We start from the raw sequence: 14,317 nt of genomic DNA, 5'->3' as shown, positions 1-14,317 counted from the left end.
TGTGTTGCTGATTTCCGTGAACTCAAGAACAAACAATATTGTATTTACAACACAACTACTGAATGCCAACAACAACCGATCCATGAATGTAAGACGCGAACCAAAAATCGTCAAATTGAATCATGGTCCCCGTGAGGGGCCTATTTTGAATCCAACGCGGCCTGTTGGCACTCATAACGAGCACGATTACGGCGATGATCCATCAAAAAATGGACACGACTCGCCTGTTCAGGACCAATAAGCGTCAATAACTTTTCTCTCGATCGCTCAAGGTCCATTCGGCGGGAGGTATGAATCAAAATGACAGCCTCAGCCTTCCAAACGTCGAGGAGACCAACAATATCGGCAGCATGAAGATGTTTTCCGCTGGTCGCCCTTGATCTGTGATCTTGGTCAAAGAAGGTGCATTCGGAAATCACAATTTTGGCCTCAGTGAATTCCGGGCTGTACAAAGAAGGCCCTAATTGAGTATCACCACTGTAGGCGATCAAGGGAATTTCAAAAACCTGGGTAATTGGCTTCCCAGATTTTTTAAGGTCGCGTAATTGATCTTGTGGTAAATCACAATATTCCTCACGCAACTTACTTCGATACTCAATAACAGCGTACGAAAGGGCAGGGACGGTATGGTCGGCTGGAAGCGCACGCAACATGATGTTGTTTTTGATTTCATACTGATCGCCAGGAGCAAGCCCAACAACCTTGTGTTTTGTATGTTGTTGCTCAACATTAACCCATGCGTCCATCATATTTAGGAGAGCTGGCGCTAAGTCTTCATGACAAATACAGGTTCCAACAACCATTTTTTGGAACATTCGCTGGCTGAAGTAATACGGTAAGCCCGCAACATGATCCATATGGCCATGAGAAAGTGCGACAAAATCTGAGGCCAATGCAATACGAGGACATAATCCAATATCAAAGGCCAGGCTCAACTCCGGGATCTGTACGACCGTCTGTTCACCAGCAATACTGATGCCTTGAATGCGATAAGGGGGGACGTAAAGAAAACCGTTTTGGCCAACACGTGGTGGCGTACGAGGCAACATAATGGGAATCCTCCAGAATCCACACTCTCATGTGGATGGGGTGCAAGATCGTTTATCCTAGAATCCAGTTTTGGATCGTCAATAGAACAAAGAATCCAAAGATCGCCCTAGGATCCAAAAAGCATCAAAAGTCTTGGTAGACAAGTAGGGTTAGGATCGGAATACTCTTAGGTATATCAATCCATGCCATTTATTGAGCTAGAGGAGCAGAATTTGATGGACCAATCACCACACAATCAATCTCCCAATGGACCCCAAGCTCGGCATGAGGCCATCGCCGAAAAAATTGACAAAGCACTAGATTCTCTTCAGTCATCGTCCAAAAGGTTGGGTTCTTGGGCAGAGACTGAGCTGGACCCACTTCTTGAATCCGTCGCCAAATTAGCAGCTCAAGAAACCGATGTTATAGAACAGGCGGGCCAGAAGTTATTGGATGAGCTCGACCAACTCCAAGGGGAGCTTACATCAGATGAGGGGGCACTCTCTGGTGTGACAGAGCGCGTAGAAGACCTTATTGCCCAAGCTAAAAAAGCACTCACAAGCGAATAATCAAAGCCTGAAATTTAACTAAAAGGTTCGCACAATGACTTGGTCAGCAATTTCTGACAAAAGGACTCGTGCATCACTGTCCTCTAAAACAACAAGTTGATCTTTTGCTTGTTGAACATATGCAGCAGCCTTCTCTATTGATCGATCCAGAGAGCGACTCACTAATAACTCAGAGTGCACAGCAGTGGCATCACCAACCTTAAGGTGCTCGAGCATTTGTTTGTTTTTGGATTCTGATGCGTGACTAAAATAGTCAATCAAAGGGAGTGTGAATTCACCAGCATCAATATCCTTGCCAGGCTTTTTCCCTAATAATTCTTGTTCACCCATAAAATCTAACAAATCATCTTTTATTTGGAACGCGATTCCTAAAGAGCAACCAAATTCCCTCATTGCTTTCACAACATTTTCATCAGCATTTGCGAGAATCGCACCTAACTCACAACACGCACCTATCAATGAAGCCGTCTTCTTTGAGATGATTTGAAAATAGGTCTCTTCACTCAGTGTCATATCATCACGATGGCTTAGTTGTATGATCTCACCCTCACACAACGTATTAGTGACCTCACCTAAACGCAGATTAATATCAGGATCGCCAGCGTGCGAACACAGGTGAAACGCGTTAGAAATGAGATAGTCACCAAACATAACAGCGGTTTGATTGCCATTTAAATCATTAATTGTTGGTCCATTGCGGCGCATTTGAGCAAGGTCTAAAACATCATCATGGACAAGTGTGGCCATATGAATCATTTCAGTGACTGCGGCAACAATGCGATGTTTTTTAGATATTTTTTTCGCAGTATTTCCAGTTGATCCATAGCAACCCAGACTAGAGACCAACAATAATGTCGGCCGGAGCATTTTGCCTCTGTATCGATTGATATGGACACACAACTCACTCACTGCAGGTATTTCACTAGCTAACTGCTGCTCAAAAATTTCGATGACACCATCAAGTTCTTGACGCAGGGTCGCAGCGAGTTGTGGACGTTGGTTTAGAAGTTCAAACATACTTTTGTTTTTACGAAGTTAATCAAATCAAAAAAAGTTCTATTTCTCAGCAACAAGATAGGCAATCCAACCCTCACAAGCTTCCCCGTCAGTTGTGATGGCCCATTCACCATTACCTTCTTCTTCATCATCATCGGAACCCTCCCAATACACAACAACGTTAGAAAAGCCAGCTTCTAAAAGCAATTCTTGGATTTCAGGAAGTGTCCATAATCGCCAATTGTAAGTAAACGCTTTATCTAAACGAGATCCATCAGGAAACACAAAATGAATATGATTGGTGACATTCCCTGTGACAGGGCTATAGGAGTGTTGGTCCCAGATATATGTAAAGCCATCTAGGTCACGATCCTCTTCCATTTCTAAAAAAGAATCACTTCCTCCATATGCATCCAAAAGGAATAACCCATCATCCGTGAGGGCTTTATGGACAGATTGAAAATACTCAACTAATTGTGATCGTTTCTTAAAAAGGTAATAACTAAAATTCATCGCTAACACACTCTCAACAAGCTCAGTGTTAGCAGTTATTACATCAGCCTTAACAAACGATATTCGTTCAGCCTCACTCTCATCAAGACGTTCTTTGACTCGATTCTCAGCCCAATTCAACACACCAGCATCATTATCAACACAGGTCGCAGTGTTGTTTTTGCGCAACTTAACCCAAGCAGAAGCTGTCAAGGCCGTTCCACAAAAGTCTTCACGAATAGAGGTGGCTGTTCGTTGGCGTCGTTCATTCCACACCTGGTCAATAATCGCACACTCAGAATCTGCATCCTGTACAGAAAGCTCATAGAGCTCATGATGATCACTGTTACTGGCATTACGCCAACCGTTATTTTTTTTCCGCCGCGCCTTTTTAGTGGTCATATCTTCGCTGCCGTTAATTATCTTGGGGCTACTATTGAGCGTTCTTTTTAGAGTGAATCGAAACTAAGATCTAGACAGTGTATGGGATCATCATAAAACCTGTACCCGCGCAGTATGCAAAGATGGTCAGGAGTAAGCCTTGTCATATTTCCCATGAATCTATGGCAGGCAATGAGTTACTAATCTGAACCGGCTCTTGGCTATCAATCTCAAGGGTTAATGTTGGGAAGGCGAAGGTGAGGCCTTCTTTATTGAACCAATCGAGTATCACCTGATAACCTCTTTTAGCAGTAACACTCGGGCGATAATTGTATTGGATGATGGATCGTTGTTGTTTCGTTTTGGATACTCAGAAATGTCGAGTTCCCAACCAAAAAAACCGACCACAAAGACCAGGGTCACCCTCGCAATAGACTCCCAAAGTGCCCAGCGCCAAGCATGGGCAAAGTCTCATCTACCGGATGTAGAGATTGTTTCTTCTGTTGATGCAGTTGTGCAGGAAAACGAAGTCCGTGTCGTTGTGACCGACCATCGTGTTGAGTTGTGGGACCATGAAACCCCACATGGACGTGGCACATTTGCAGACTTTAGCCATATCGACACACGCACTGGTAGTGGAAATTTGGGTCGCCAACAACCATTGCATAAAGCTATTGGCACACACGCTCGACACGTCGTAGATGCAACCGCGGGATTTGGGCAAGACGCGGTTTTATTGGCCTGTATGGGATTTCAAGTAACAGCCTTCGAACGAAACCCAGTCATAGCGGCGATACTTTTTGACGGCCTTCAACGAGGCAAGCTTGTTGAGGCGTTAACAGAACCACTTTCACAATTAGATTTGGTTATGGCTGACGCGAAAGAGGGGTTGTCAAAATTGGTCGATCGCCCTGATGTGGTTTATATCGATGGCATGTTTCCACTGAAGCGTAGTAAGGCAGCGCTTGCAAAAAAACCAATGCGATTAGCTCGACGGCTCGTTGGTGAGGATGATGACCTTCCAGAACTCTTGGCCATAGCCCGTCGTTTTGCTCTAAAACGGGTCGTCGTTAAGCGACCCCAATCTGCTGAGCCACTCAGCACAACAGTGTCATCGCGGCTCAAAACAAAACTTGTGAGCTATGACATCTATCCCCCATCAGAGCCAAAATGCGGATCCTAGACTCCAGTGACATTTCAATGACGATCTAATAGGGGCCTAAGCTCATTAAGTGCTTTGTGGCAGGGCGGATTCACTAGTTCTGATGGCCTGGTTCGGTTTGAGCTAGTAGTATGCCTACTTGGAATAATTCTCAAACACAGGCCCCCTCATATTTTAGGGGAAGCCGACGGCGCATCCAGGAGACCACCGTCATGTCACTTCAGGCAAACACACTCATTAAATTGGCCATCATCTCAGCAGCAGTATGTTGGACCAACCCCGTATTTGCTGACCGAGAAATTAGTGGGTGGAAGAATTACAGTCATTTTGCCCAATTTCAGGAAGGTGGTATTTCCACTTCATCCTCCGGAAGCAAACTCTCTTTTGAGGGGAATGGTTCGACTGGAAGATCCACTTTTGCTGACAATCAAAAAGAGTATGCACTCTCAGACGACATAAAAATCACATTTGATTTGGAACTCAAAGCCAGCAACCTCACACGAGATCCCGCTGTGCCAGAGACGATCGCTGGTGTCTCTGTGTTTTTCGCAAAGAAAGCAGAACTAGGCGACCTTAAAATACAGGACGGTGTTGAACTCGCTTTTTTCCAAAGGTCTCCAAAATCTTCAAAGCGTTACATGCGAGTTATTGAGCACATTAAAGGCAACGCACCAAAAACTATTTCCACAGAATCTATTTCGAGTGGGAAGGAATCAGTTGAGATTCTCTATGACTCCAGCAAAGACAAGGTGACTGTGGAAGTTGATGGGGATGTTGTTGGGACTTACCGCGGGCTCGATAAGCTTGATGGCAACAAATGGGTGTCAACCTGGTTTGAAGGCCAACAGGTCGGGCAGAACACCTGGAAAAACATATCAATCAAGAACGTTGAGATTAAGTCGAAATCGTCAAGGCCTCTTGGCGGCGAAACGACAACAAAGGAAGCGGCATTTAAAAAGACTGGCCCCGAAAAAGTTGTTTGGTTGGGGAACTCTTCTGCGTTCTTAACGTCAAAGAATCCACCATTTTGGTCTCGAATGATTGTGGGTGGCCCAAAGTTTAGTGATGGTTATAAAAACCCAATAAAAAGAAAGGGGCTCGGTAGGTTTTACGATTATGACGGCCAAAAGTTATTTGATATTTCCGTCTTCAACATTCCATGCCTCTTATTACCACCAACCGCCCAAATCACCACTGCGGAATTGGGTTGGTCGGTCGCAAATGGTAAGAATTTTGGTAATCCAAACGGAAGTACAGATGGCGACATAATTATCTTGGGAGCGCCTGGATGGTCATCAAAGCGAGGTGGTGTCTTTGGGTTTGACCAGGATGGCAACGCCCTTTTTTGTATTGAAGGCAGTGATATTGCTGGTGACAATGTGTCAAGATTTGGTTGGAGTGTTCATTGTCAAGATGTGAACAATGATGGTGTAGCAGATTTAATTGTTGGAGCCCCAAGCCAAGACACATTCAGCGGGAAGAATGCTGGTGTGGTGTATGTTCTTGATGGAGATTTCACAGTTGCTGCGCCTGAATTACCAGTTACTCCAACTAAATTGACTACAAAGTCAGGCATCTCTCCAGGCGCCATGATGGGTTACTCAGTTAGCGCATGTGAGACGGTTTCTGGTAGCGTAGATTCCCTTGTCATTAGCAGTGCTCCTTTTGAGACGATCGGGAATAAACCTAATGCTGGGGCAGTCTATGTCTTTGATGTCGCTGGAACTCAGGACCACAAGTATTCAGGCGCCAACCTCGACGACTTGTTCGGCTTCTCTGTTTCAGGCGTTGGTGATTTTAATGGCGATGGCTCTGATGACATTGCCATTGGCGCACCAAACATGAACGATTCGAGTGGTGGGACGTATGTGTACTCGGTGTTTAATGATAAGCAACTCTTCTATGCCAAGGGGCTTGAACCCAAAGGGCAAATGGGTTGGTCTGTTGCTGGTGGGGTTGATATTCAATCAGATGGATTTACTGATATTACAAGCTCAACACCAGGGGCCAGTAACACCTATAACAAACAGGGCCTTGTATCTGTTTACTTGGGGCGAAGCGGCTTTTTGTTAAAGAACATCTATGGCCGTCACAAGAAAGATCAGCTCGGTTCATCCTTGGGGATGACAACAAAAACCCCATATGGTGATGCTGCCTTAATGACTGGCGCTTATCGGTATCTCCGTAACAATAAAACGGGCGCCGCTTATCTGAATATTCTCAATAACAAATAGTGTGATCACTAAGAGAAACACCGGCAAATAGGCTCCGGCTGAGGCGCTGGTGTTATTAGTCCCATCTGACAATGGGCTGGTCGCCGTCGCCCTTTGCGAAAACGCTTTGCAGATTGGTTTTTGAGCCAATCTGATTCTCGCAAGCTTTTGTGCCACTGGTGAAGCACCATTGCACTATCAACCACAATAGCTGGTCGATAGTGCTTCTTATAAAGCCGCCTTGAGAAATCATCATCTTCAAACCCCCAAGCAGTGTAGGCCTCATCAAAACCATTAATGGCAGTGAATGCTGTAAGTTCAATCGCGATATTTCCGGTGACCGCTTTGGGTTTGTGTTTCTTTGTTAAACCGAATCGACGAAGAAACAATTGTTTTTGGTAGCGTTTTTTTCGCGCCTCTAAAGAATCATTATGGGGCAAGCACAACCCAGTGAGGCGGTCACTTGTAATAGAATCTTCAGTGAGCTGAGCTGTTTGTTGTTCTGTGAGATTTATAAAATAACCAATAGAGAATTTTGCGTTTTTGGTGCTTTTTGTGTGGGCTGTAATTAGATTGGGCGCGGCGAGGCAATCTCCATCAATAAAGAGTAGCCAATCACTTTGGTCAACACCCTGTTCAAGTAGTGCCCGCACACCATTGTTTCTTGTTTGAGCACGACGGGGTTCTCCCATATGCCGGCGGGTGACACAATTGAGAGGGTAACCAGTTTTTTTTGCAACAGCTGCAACAACATCTTGCACAGTGACATGCTCTCCATCAACAGTGACGGTAATTGATGCTGGTGTTGGTGACTGCTTAATTAATGCCAGAAGCGTGTTCGCCAAATGTTGATCTGTGTGCGTAGTGACAATGGCATGAAAACGGGGCACTAAAGAGGATGAACTCGAAGAGTGGGTCATATTGAAACTGATAAGCTGCGGCAACAAATGCCCAAATGCTCAAGGGCCCCTTGTGATCACAAGCGAAGTCGCCCGCGACGAAGTTTCAAGGCAAAACGCCAGTCAACATCAGTATTGTTGACATTAATGCGTGTTACCTCAAAAGGTTTTAGTAGTGGGATGCGGTTAATCCGTGACCCAATTCGAACAGCGAACTTAATTCCAGCGTTTTCAAGCACACGTCGCATTGCTCGACGCTTCGCAGCATCGTGACGGTGAAATGCGCCATATGGATATGCGAGTATTGGTAGATGGGGCAATTGGTTTTCATTGAGCTCTTGAACACATCCAGTGAGGTCGTCAAACAACTCTTGATCACTCACGTGGCGCAGATTGGTGTGCCTAAGCGTATGTAGGCCATATTCAACACGATGTTCCGCAAGCCTAAATAAGGCGTCGTAGTCCAACAACTGGTCAGTGCCACCATCCCAAGAATTTTGAGCGCCAATCATCGCAACCGGCAAAAAGACGGTGCTTGGCATGTTGTATGACTTTAATAAGGGTAGTGCGTGTGTCTCGAGATCTGCATAGCCATCATCAAAGGTGAGGATGACAGGGCGGCGCGGTAGTGGCTTCTTTCGATCAATATGCTCAGCAAGATCATTGAAAGAGATTCCCTCATAACCTTTTTGGCGCAGCTGTTCTAATTGGTGTTCGAATGTTGCAGGTGAGACAGCAAGATCACTAGAGGGCTCTGGCCGCACCTGGTGATACATTAAAACAGGGAGCGCCTTGCCAATGGGTGGCGGGCCCAAAGGGATAATGAGCCCCAGAAGTAGAATCAATGTGAATAAGAGTATGGGATCAAACATCGCTGACAAGTGTTCCTGACAACGACAGGGATTACACATTGAATCGCAGCTGTCTGGGTTAATGGAGCGTATCGGGCTCGAACCGATAACCTCCGCCTTGCAAAGGCGGCGCTCTCCCAATTGAGCTAACGCCCCAGACAGTCCACTAATATAGCGGGCGGATCGTGCATTGTGGTGGGATCGTATCGACTACTGTTGTGGAGCCAAAACATCGATTCGCATGGGTTCTATGATCTCGAGCCTGAGGCCAGAATCATACGTTTTACTGCCATTGATACCGATGAGCTGGCCCAGCATCATGATCAGGCCCACATCGTCATTTGGGACGATATAAGCCAGTGTTCGGCCAGTTCCAGGGTCTTGAAGGCGGTAAAGCTGCGGTAATTGATCGCCATCGAAGATCGTTGAGACCTCGAGCCGTCCAACAGCCACGTAATCTCCACCATTAGCCAAGGCTAGACGAATAGACGAATTATGCTCAGCGGCGGTATTTGCCGAGCTTCGAAGCGCAGTGATGGCTAATTGTCTTTGTTGGAGGTCGCTCCAGATACCCAATTGCTCGATTCTGAGGGCGGCATACTGAGCTTCGGGAGAATCTGGATACTCAGTCACAAACTGACCATATAGGTTTCTCAGGGGCACAAGCTCTTTTGTAGCAGTGGGATTGTTGCGTAGTTTTCTATAGCGGTCTTCGAGTGAAGCAAGCTCTTTGGCTGCAGGGGTTGCCTTTGGTGCAGGTATGACAACAGGTGCCATCTCAACGACTGGTGTTGGTGTTGGCAAGTTTGCAACCGCTGGGGCGGCGATCACCTCTGAACCTGGTGTTTCAGGCTTAGTGGCTCGTGGATTCGATGCTTGAGTTGATAGTGCGGAATGAGTGGGGGTGTACTGCTTCTCTTTCGATTTAGTGGACTCAGCTACACGTTGCTTTTCTGGATTGATGTTGGCTTTAGCTGGGGGGGATGGAGCAGTGAGGCTTGCGCGCCAGATGGCAACCTCAGCCTCATTCGCTGGACTAATGAAAGCCATACTGACCCATGCTTCAGCTTGTTTTGGTAGTCGAATGCGGTGGGCTACTTGGTCCGGTGCACCACCACCACCATCAACTGTGGTTGTTTCAATAATTTCAATAGTCTGATTTGGAGCAATATTGCAGATTCGTTTCCAACAGAGTGATGGATCGTTTGTGTTTAGATTACGGGCATAAACAGGAAGTTGACCAAGCGTAACAGCCGAGCTGCCATCGCTAGCAACACGAAGGTGCCCAGACTCGGTCGTTGGATAAATAATAAATCCCTGTGCTTGAGAAAGAGCTGGGCCATCAACCCGGATGCGGCCCCATCGATTTTTCTCACCAACCACCTCTACAAGATCGCCTCTCTGGAATTGAACCATCGGGTAGTAGGTCTTAGCGGCACCGCTTCGCAAGTAGGCCCCATCTGTCGATATCACGGCGACATAGGGAGATCCGTCCGCAGAAGCAGAAGTAGTTTGGCTCGCAGCAGGGCTACTGATGGCCAGCCCACAAGCAAGGCTCGTCATGAGAGCTGCGACAAAGGTGTGGTGAACTCGTTGGGTGCGTTTTTTCATGGTGACGACCTCCGTGTCGTGTCTTTTGCAGGGTTTGGCTCAAATCCAAGGCCAGGCTCTAGAAGCTGCTGATGACTACCTCTCTAGAGGTATCGGCAATGTTGCCCAGCAGTCTTCCAAACCAGTCGATTCTCTTAGAACTCATGCCTCACAAGCAGCTACTGCGTCCTTAGTGTGTCTGATCAGCACAAGAATGCCAACCATTTCAGTCAGCGTCCAGTGCTGACCACCTGCAGCCTATCGAACGAGGCGCTGAGCATCAACTATGGCCCCCATGTTTGGCCTCAATGGGCTGGGCTGATAGTCTGGGAGGTTGTGAGGCACCTATTTATACATTCCCGTTTGAAGCGGACCTGGCGGCTATTCTTGGGCACCACGATTTGTGTTGCTGTGAACGTCAGTCTCCCTGGCTGTAATTCTCCTTTTGCGGATTATGGAGCAGCGGGGATCCTTCAGCGATCTGTCAGTGACGCGATTAGCCAAGAGTTGCTGAGCGTTAATCCTCAAGACGGTCTTGTGATCACCACACAGCCACCTACTGAGATTGCCGACGCACTGAAGAATCGAATGGCCGTGCTATCAGAGATGGGACCCAGAAAAGCTGGCCCAATCACACAAACCGCAGTTGGCCCCAATCTGATGGGCGAAGCTCAGCAACAAATTGTTATTAATTTGGACTCAGTAATTGAGTCTGCGTTGCGACATAACCTAGATCTCAAAATCGCCCAGTTGCAACCAGCCATCAATCAGCAAGATGTCATTGTTGCGGAAGCGGCTTTCGACGTCGTCTTTCTGGCGTCCGGACAAGCAAGCATCGTCAATCAACCCCAGCAGGTTATTTTGTTCCCTAATCCAGGAGGTGGCGGCGGGAACCCAAGTCAAGATTTTGAATACGACGACAATATGCTCCGAACTCGTCAATACGAGGCACAAGTTGGGCTCAGTAAACAACTCATTACAGGTGGGTCACTTCAAGTAAGCAATAGTTTATGGGAATCGGATAACAGGAATTTGCCTGCAGACGAAGTGTTAAGTCCAAACCCAGCCTATTTTTCCACCATTAACTTTGCGTGGGACCAACCATTGCTTCAAGGGTTTGGAGAAAAGGTCAATACCGCCCAGATTCGGATCGCACGGAATATACAAAGATCATCTGTAGAGGATCTGCGTAGTGGCCTGCAATCAACAATCGTTCAGACTGAGCTTGCTTATTGGGATCTTGTGAATTCCTGGCAAAACCTTTCAATTCAACAATGGTTGATTGACGTCGGCGTTGAGGTAAAAGACATTCTAGAGCGACGGAGAGGCTTTGATGTCGATGATGCATCTTACGCCGATGGTGTGGCAACATTACAAGATCGTCGCACCAGCATGATTAGCATCCGCAATGAACTTCGGCAAAAGTCAGATGCACTAAAAGTACTTATCAATAATCCTGAGTATCCAATCCAATCAGATACGCTTCTTTTTCCATTAGAGGATCTCAACCCATCACCTATCGAGTACAGCCTTCAAGATGCACTGTTCTTAGCGGTCGCAAACCGCCCGGATATCCGCCAGTCACTCCTATCGATTGACTCTCGAGCGGCCCAAGAGCTCGTTGCCAAGAATAATGTGCTGCCAGAACTGGATCTCAACTACCAGATGGTCTTTTATGGGCTTGGCAAAGATGTCAGTGATGCTTATGAGACAGTCTCTAGTGGCAACGGTATTAACTTCATTATTGGTTTGGCGTATCAGCAACCAATAGGTAACCGAGCTGCCGAGGCCGAGTACTATCAATCACGACTCAACCGCGCTAGTTCAATTCTCGCCTATAAAAACACCATTCTTCAAGCGGCCCTTGAGGTTAAGACGCAGTTGAGAAATGTAGTGGCTTCATACCAGTTGATTGGTGCCACAAGAGAGCTTCGTATCGCCGCTGCTGAAAGCCTCCGCGCATTGGATGTCTTGCAGCAAACACTAGAATCTTTGACTCCAACATTTCTAAATCTGAAGTATCAAAAGCAAAGTGCGTTAGCTAGTGCTCAGGCCCAGGAATACCAAGCACTAACTGGTTTTTACCAATCACTCGCTCAACTCTATCAGGCAATGGGTATCACACTGTCGATGAACCGTATTGCTATTGAGCAAGCATCCCCCGAGATTATCACGGGTGGCAAGACCATTGGCCTCAATCGTCAATAAGCCAACAAGCGAGGCAGTCACAAAAGCAGCCCATCAGCTCAAGGAGGGTGGGCTTGTCGCATTTCCGACAGAGACTGTTTATGGGCTTGGTGCGTGCGCGTTTAATGAGACAGCGGTAGCGAACATTTTTGCTATCAAAGGGCGGCCCTCATCAAACCCAATGATTGTGCATGTGGCATCAAGCCGAGAGGCGCCCAATATTGCAGCGGGTTGGGATGCGCGGTGCGAGGCACTGGCGGCGCGATTCTGGCCAGGTCCACTCACCATCGTGACAAAACGTGATCGGCGCGTGCCGCCTCTTGTAACAGGAGGTAGAGACACCGTTGCTCTGCGAGCACCCTCTCATCCGGTAGCACAAGCATTGTTATCAGCAGTGGGCGAGCCGCTGGCAGCGCCCTCGGCAAATCGATCTGGACATATTTCGGCAACAACAGCTCAACATGTCGCCGATGATTTTTCAGAGGCATCACTGTTAATACTGGATGGCGGGGCAACCGATGTTGGTATCGAATCAACTGTGGTTGATGTTTCAGGCCCAATAGGGGAGCCAATTAATATTCTTCGGCAAGGGTCTATTCTTGCATCAGATATAGAGATGGTGGTGGGTCGTGTTTGTGTAAGCCATGCCATTACACAAAATGCCAGTCCTGGCACAAGTGCAAAACACTATGCACCTTGCGTTCCACTTCGCATCGTGCATGCAGACCATCTTGATGAGGCGCTCAGTCAAACGAATGATCGTATGAGCGTTTTGGTGTTTCGTAAAAACAGTGTTCCTTCGCCGCATCTAGAAGTGGTGATGCCAACCTTGCCGGCTGAATATGGAAAAGTACTTTACGAGCAACTAAGACTTGGCGAAGCAAGTGATGGAATTGTGGTCGTGGCGCCACCGACAGGCGAACAATGGGATGCAATCCATGATCGGCTGTCACGAGCTTCAGACTAAACAGATCTATGGCGAAGGATTGTCGGCCGGTGCTGTGTAAATAACAAAGTCTGCTCGACCAACATCATCTTCATGTAACACAAGATGATTTGTTGGCTGGAGACTAATCACAACCACACTAACATCTGGGGCCATCGTTTCGATGGCATCAACAAGACCACCATCAAAGTCACTGTGAAATTGCCCAACAATGTGAATCACTTTTTGGGCGCCATTTTCTGAAGCCATCACAATTGAGTGGGCCATGGTTTCATCCCAAACTCGTTGTGCACGAAAGACATCTTCTATGACTTGAGGATCTGGAGCATTTTCACCATGTCCGCCCATCACTTCGGTGAAACGTTCGAAGTAAGCCTTGTCTACCGGGCCTAAGGGCACTGCAATAAAGTCTCGGCGTGGTTTCGGAAGTGCTTCAAGGACCTCATACCCATCACGTCTCGCCACCTTCACATATCGGCGGGGCGCATTGGCCGCAATAACAGATCCCTTATTTTGATTAGTGACATCAATCAATGGTTGATACCACATATCAAACGATCCATCGCCGGCCCAGTCAGTAGATTTGGTTGCGCTTTGAAAAGTCTCAGCGTCTATAAAACCATCTTGATAATCATCAACAAGTGGTTGCTCATCTCTTTCTAACATCTCAAGACACAACACAGTTCCAGGCCAGTTTTTGGTTACATCTGTAACAAGCAAAAGCTCAATAGCATGCCCAACAGCATCATCATGCATCTCACCAACAATAATGATGTCAGCAAAGATCAGTTCACTAAGGAGCGTTTGCCACGTAATTTGTTTGGAATTGATTCCTTCAAAGACGCGGATGATTGACTGAGCATCTTTTACGGCAACTTGGCGAGGAGGGGTTGTGGTCTGTTGGCCAGAGTGGCAACCAACCATCAGCCACATCAAGGTTGTCGCACAAACAAAAATGAGAATCTGTTTTTTTGGGCCAATATTCATGGGAGCAGGATGACT

At 47.0% G+C, this 14,317-nt stretch carries 12 protein-coding genes and 1 tRNA gene; 5 read left to right on the top strand and 8 right to left on the bottom strand.

All coding sequences use genetic code 11. The features are described from left to right. Positions 1-140: 140 nt before the first annotated feature. Positions 141-1,049 (bottom strand): MBL fold metallo-hydrolase, encoded by a 909-nt coding sequence (locus P8J86_05120; GenBank protein ID MDG2054070.1) that lies wholly within the window; start codon positions 1,047-1,049, stop codon positions 141-143. 216 nt (positions 1,050-1,265) lie between these two features. Between P8J86_05120 and P8J86_05115 the strand changes: the two genes are divergently transcribed. Next, positions 1,266-1,598: a hypothetical protein gene (locus P8J86_05115; GenBank protein ID MDG2054069.1), complete on the top strand. Its 333-nt coding sequence runs from the start codon at positions 1,266-1,268 to the stop codon at positions 1,596-1,598. Positions 1,599-1,616: 18 nt separating this feature from the next. Here the strand turns inward: P8J86_05115 and P8J86_05110 are convergent, their stop codons facing one another. Continuing rightward, entirely contained in the window at positions 1,617-2,615 is a 999-nt protein-coding gene (locus P8J86_05110; GenBank protein MDG2054068.1) for a polyprenyl synthetase family protein, read from the bottom strand. 39 nt (positions 2,616-2,654) lie between these two features. Further along, positions 2,655-3,488 (bottom strand): hypothetical protein, encoded by an 834-nt coding sequence (locus P8J86_05105; protein ID MDG2054067.1) that lies wholly within the window; start codon positions 3,486-3,488, stop codon positions 2,655-2,657. A 355-nt stretch (positions 3,489-3,843) separates the two neighbouring features. Between P8J86_05105 and P8J86_05100 the strand changes: the two genes are divergently transcribed. Together P8J86_05100 and P8J86_05095 are read left to right on the top strand one after the other, a co-directional pair. After that, positions 3,844-4,650, top strand: coding sequence for a class I SAM-dependent methyltransferase (locus P8J86_05100; protein ID MDG2054066.1), 807 nt, complete (start codon positions 3,844-3,846; stop codon positions 4,648-4,650). A gap of 191 nt (positions 4,651-4,841) precedes the next feature. Continuing rightward, positions 4,842-6,863: a hypothetical protein gene (locus P8J86_05095; protein MDG2054065.1), complete on the top strand. Its 2,022-nt coding sequence runs from the start codon at positions 4,842-4,844 to the stop codon at positions 6,861-6,863. Positions 6,864-6,871: 8 nt separating this feature from the next. Here the strand turns inward: P8J86_05095 and P8J86_05090 are convergent, their stop codons facing one another. From P8J86_05090 to P8J86_05075, 4 genes are all read right to left on the bottom strand, one after another. Continuing rightward, the gene (locus P8J86_05090; protein MDG2054064.1) at positions 6,872-7,762 is read right to left on the bottom strand and encodes a galactosyltransferase-related protein; all 891 of its coding nucleotides are present in this window, start codon (positions 7,760-7,762) and stop codon (positions 6,872-6,874) included. Positions 7,763-7,818: 56 nt separating this feature from the next. Continuing rightward, positions 7,819-8,613, bottom strand: coding sequence for a polysaccharide deacetylase family protein (locus P8J86_05085; protein ID MDG2054063.1), 795 nt, complete (start codon positions 8,611-8,613; stop codon positions 7,819-7,821). 62 nt (positions 8,614-8,675) lie between these two features. Next, positions 8,676-8,748 (bottom strand) — tRNA-Ala (locus tag P8J86_05080). A gap of 54 nt (positions 8,749-8,802) precedes the next feature. Continuing rightward, positions 8,803-10,203: a hypothetical protein gene (locus P8J86_05075; GenBank protein MDG2054062.1), complete on the bottom strand. Its 1,401-nt coding sequence runs from the start codon at positions 10,201-10,203 to the stop codon at positions 8,803-8,805. A gap of 366 nt (positions 10,204-10,569) precedes the next feature. On the opposite strand from P8J86_05075, the gene P8J86_05070 reads away from it, so the two are divergent. Both P8J86_05070 and P8J86_05065 read left to right on the top strand, forming a co-directional pair. After that, positions 10,570-12,390, top strand: coding sequence for a TolC family protein (locus P8J86_05070; protein MDG2054061.1), 1,821 nt, complete (start codon positions 10,570-10,572; stop codon positions 12,388-12,390). After that, positions 12,359-13,336, top strand: coding sequence for an L-threonylcarbamoyladenylate synthase (locus tag P8J86_05065; GenBank protein ID MDG2054060.1), 978 nt, complete (start codon positions 12,359-12,361; stop codon positions 13,334-13,336). Before P8J86_05070 ends, P8J86_05065 begins: the two co-directional genes overlap by 32 nt. A gap of 6 nt (positions 13,337-13,342) precedes the next feature. Here P8J86_05065 and P8J86_05060 read toward each other — a convergent pair whose 3' ends face one another. After that, entirely contained in the window at positions 13,343-14,302 is a 960-nt protein-coding gene (locus P8J86_05060; GenBank protein MDG2054059.1) for a ChaN family lipoprotein, read from the bottom strand. Positions 14,303-14,317 lie beyond the last annotated feature (15 nt).

Source organism: Phycisphaerales bacterium (assembly GCA_029268515.1).
Lineage (GTDB): Bacteria > Planctomycetota > Phycisphaerae > Phycisphaerales > SM1A02 > JAQWNP01.
This window is presented reverse-complemented; position numbering and strand designations above follow the sequence as displayed.

Excerpts from the sequence above, each read along its gene's own strand:
- P8J86_05120 (MDG2054070.1), bottom strand. The coding sequence starts at position 1,049 with ATGTTGCCTCGTACGCCACCACGTGTTGGCCAAAACGGTTTTCTTTAC.
- P8J86_05115 (MDG2054069.1), top strand. The coding sequence starts at position 1,266 with ATGGACCAATCACCACACAATCAATCTCCCAATGGACCCCAAGCTCGG.
- P8J86_05110 (MDG2054068.1), bottom strand. The coding sequence starts at position 2,615 with ATGTTTGAACTTCTAAACCAACGTCCACAACTCGCTGCGACCCTGCGT.
- P8J86_05105 (MDG2054067.1), bottom strand. The coding sequence starts at position 3,488 with ATGACCACTAAAAAGGCGCGGCGGAAAAAAAATAACGGTTGGCGTAAT.
- P8J86_05100 (MDG2054066.1), top strand. The coding sequence starts at position 3,844 with ATGTCGAGTTCCCAACCAAAAAAACCGACCACAAAGACCAGGGTCACC.
- P8J86_05095 (MDG2054065.1), top strand. The coding sequence starts at position 4,842 with ATGTCACTTCAGGCAAACACACTCATTAAATTGGCCATCATCTCAGCA.
- P8J86_05090 (MDG2054064.1), bottom strand. The coding sequence starts at position 7,762 with ATGACCCACTCTTCGAGTTCATCCTCTTTAGTGCCCCGTTTTCATGCC.
- P8J86_05085 (MDG2054063.1), bottom strand. The coding sequence starts at position 8,613 with ATGTTTGATCCCATACTCTTATTCACATTGATTCTACTTCTGGGGCTC.
- P8J86_05075 (MDG2054062.1), bottom strand. The coding sequence starts at position 10,203 with ATGAAAAAACGCACCCAACGAGTTCACCACACCTTTGTCGCAGCTCTC.
- P8J86_05060 (MDG2054059.1), bottom strand. The coding sequence starts at position 14,302 with ATGAATATTGGCCCAAAAAAACAGATTCTCATTTTTGTTTGTGCGACA.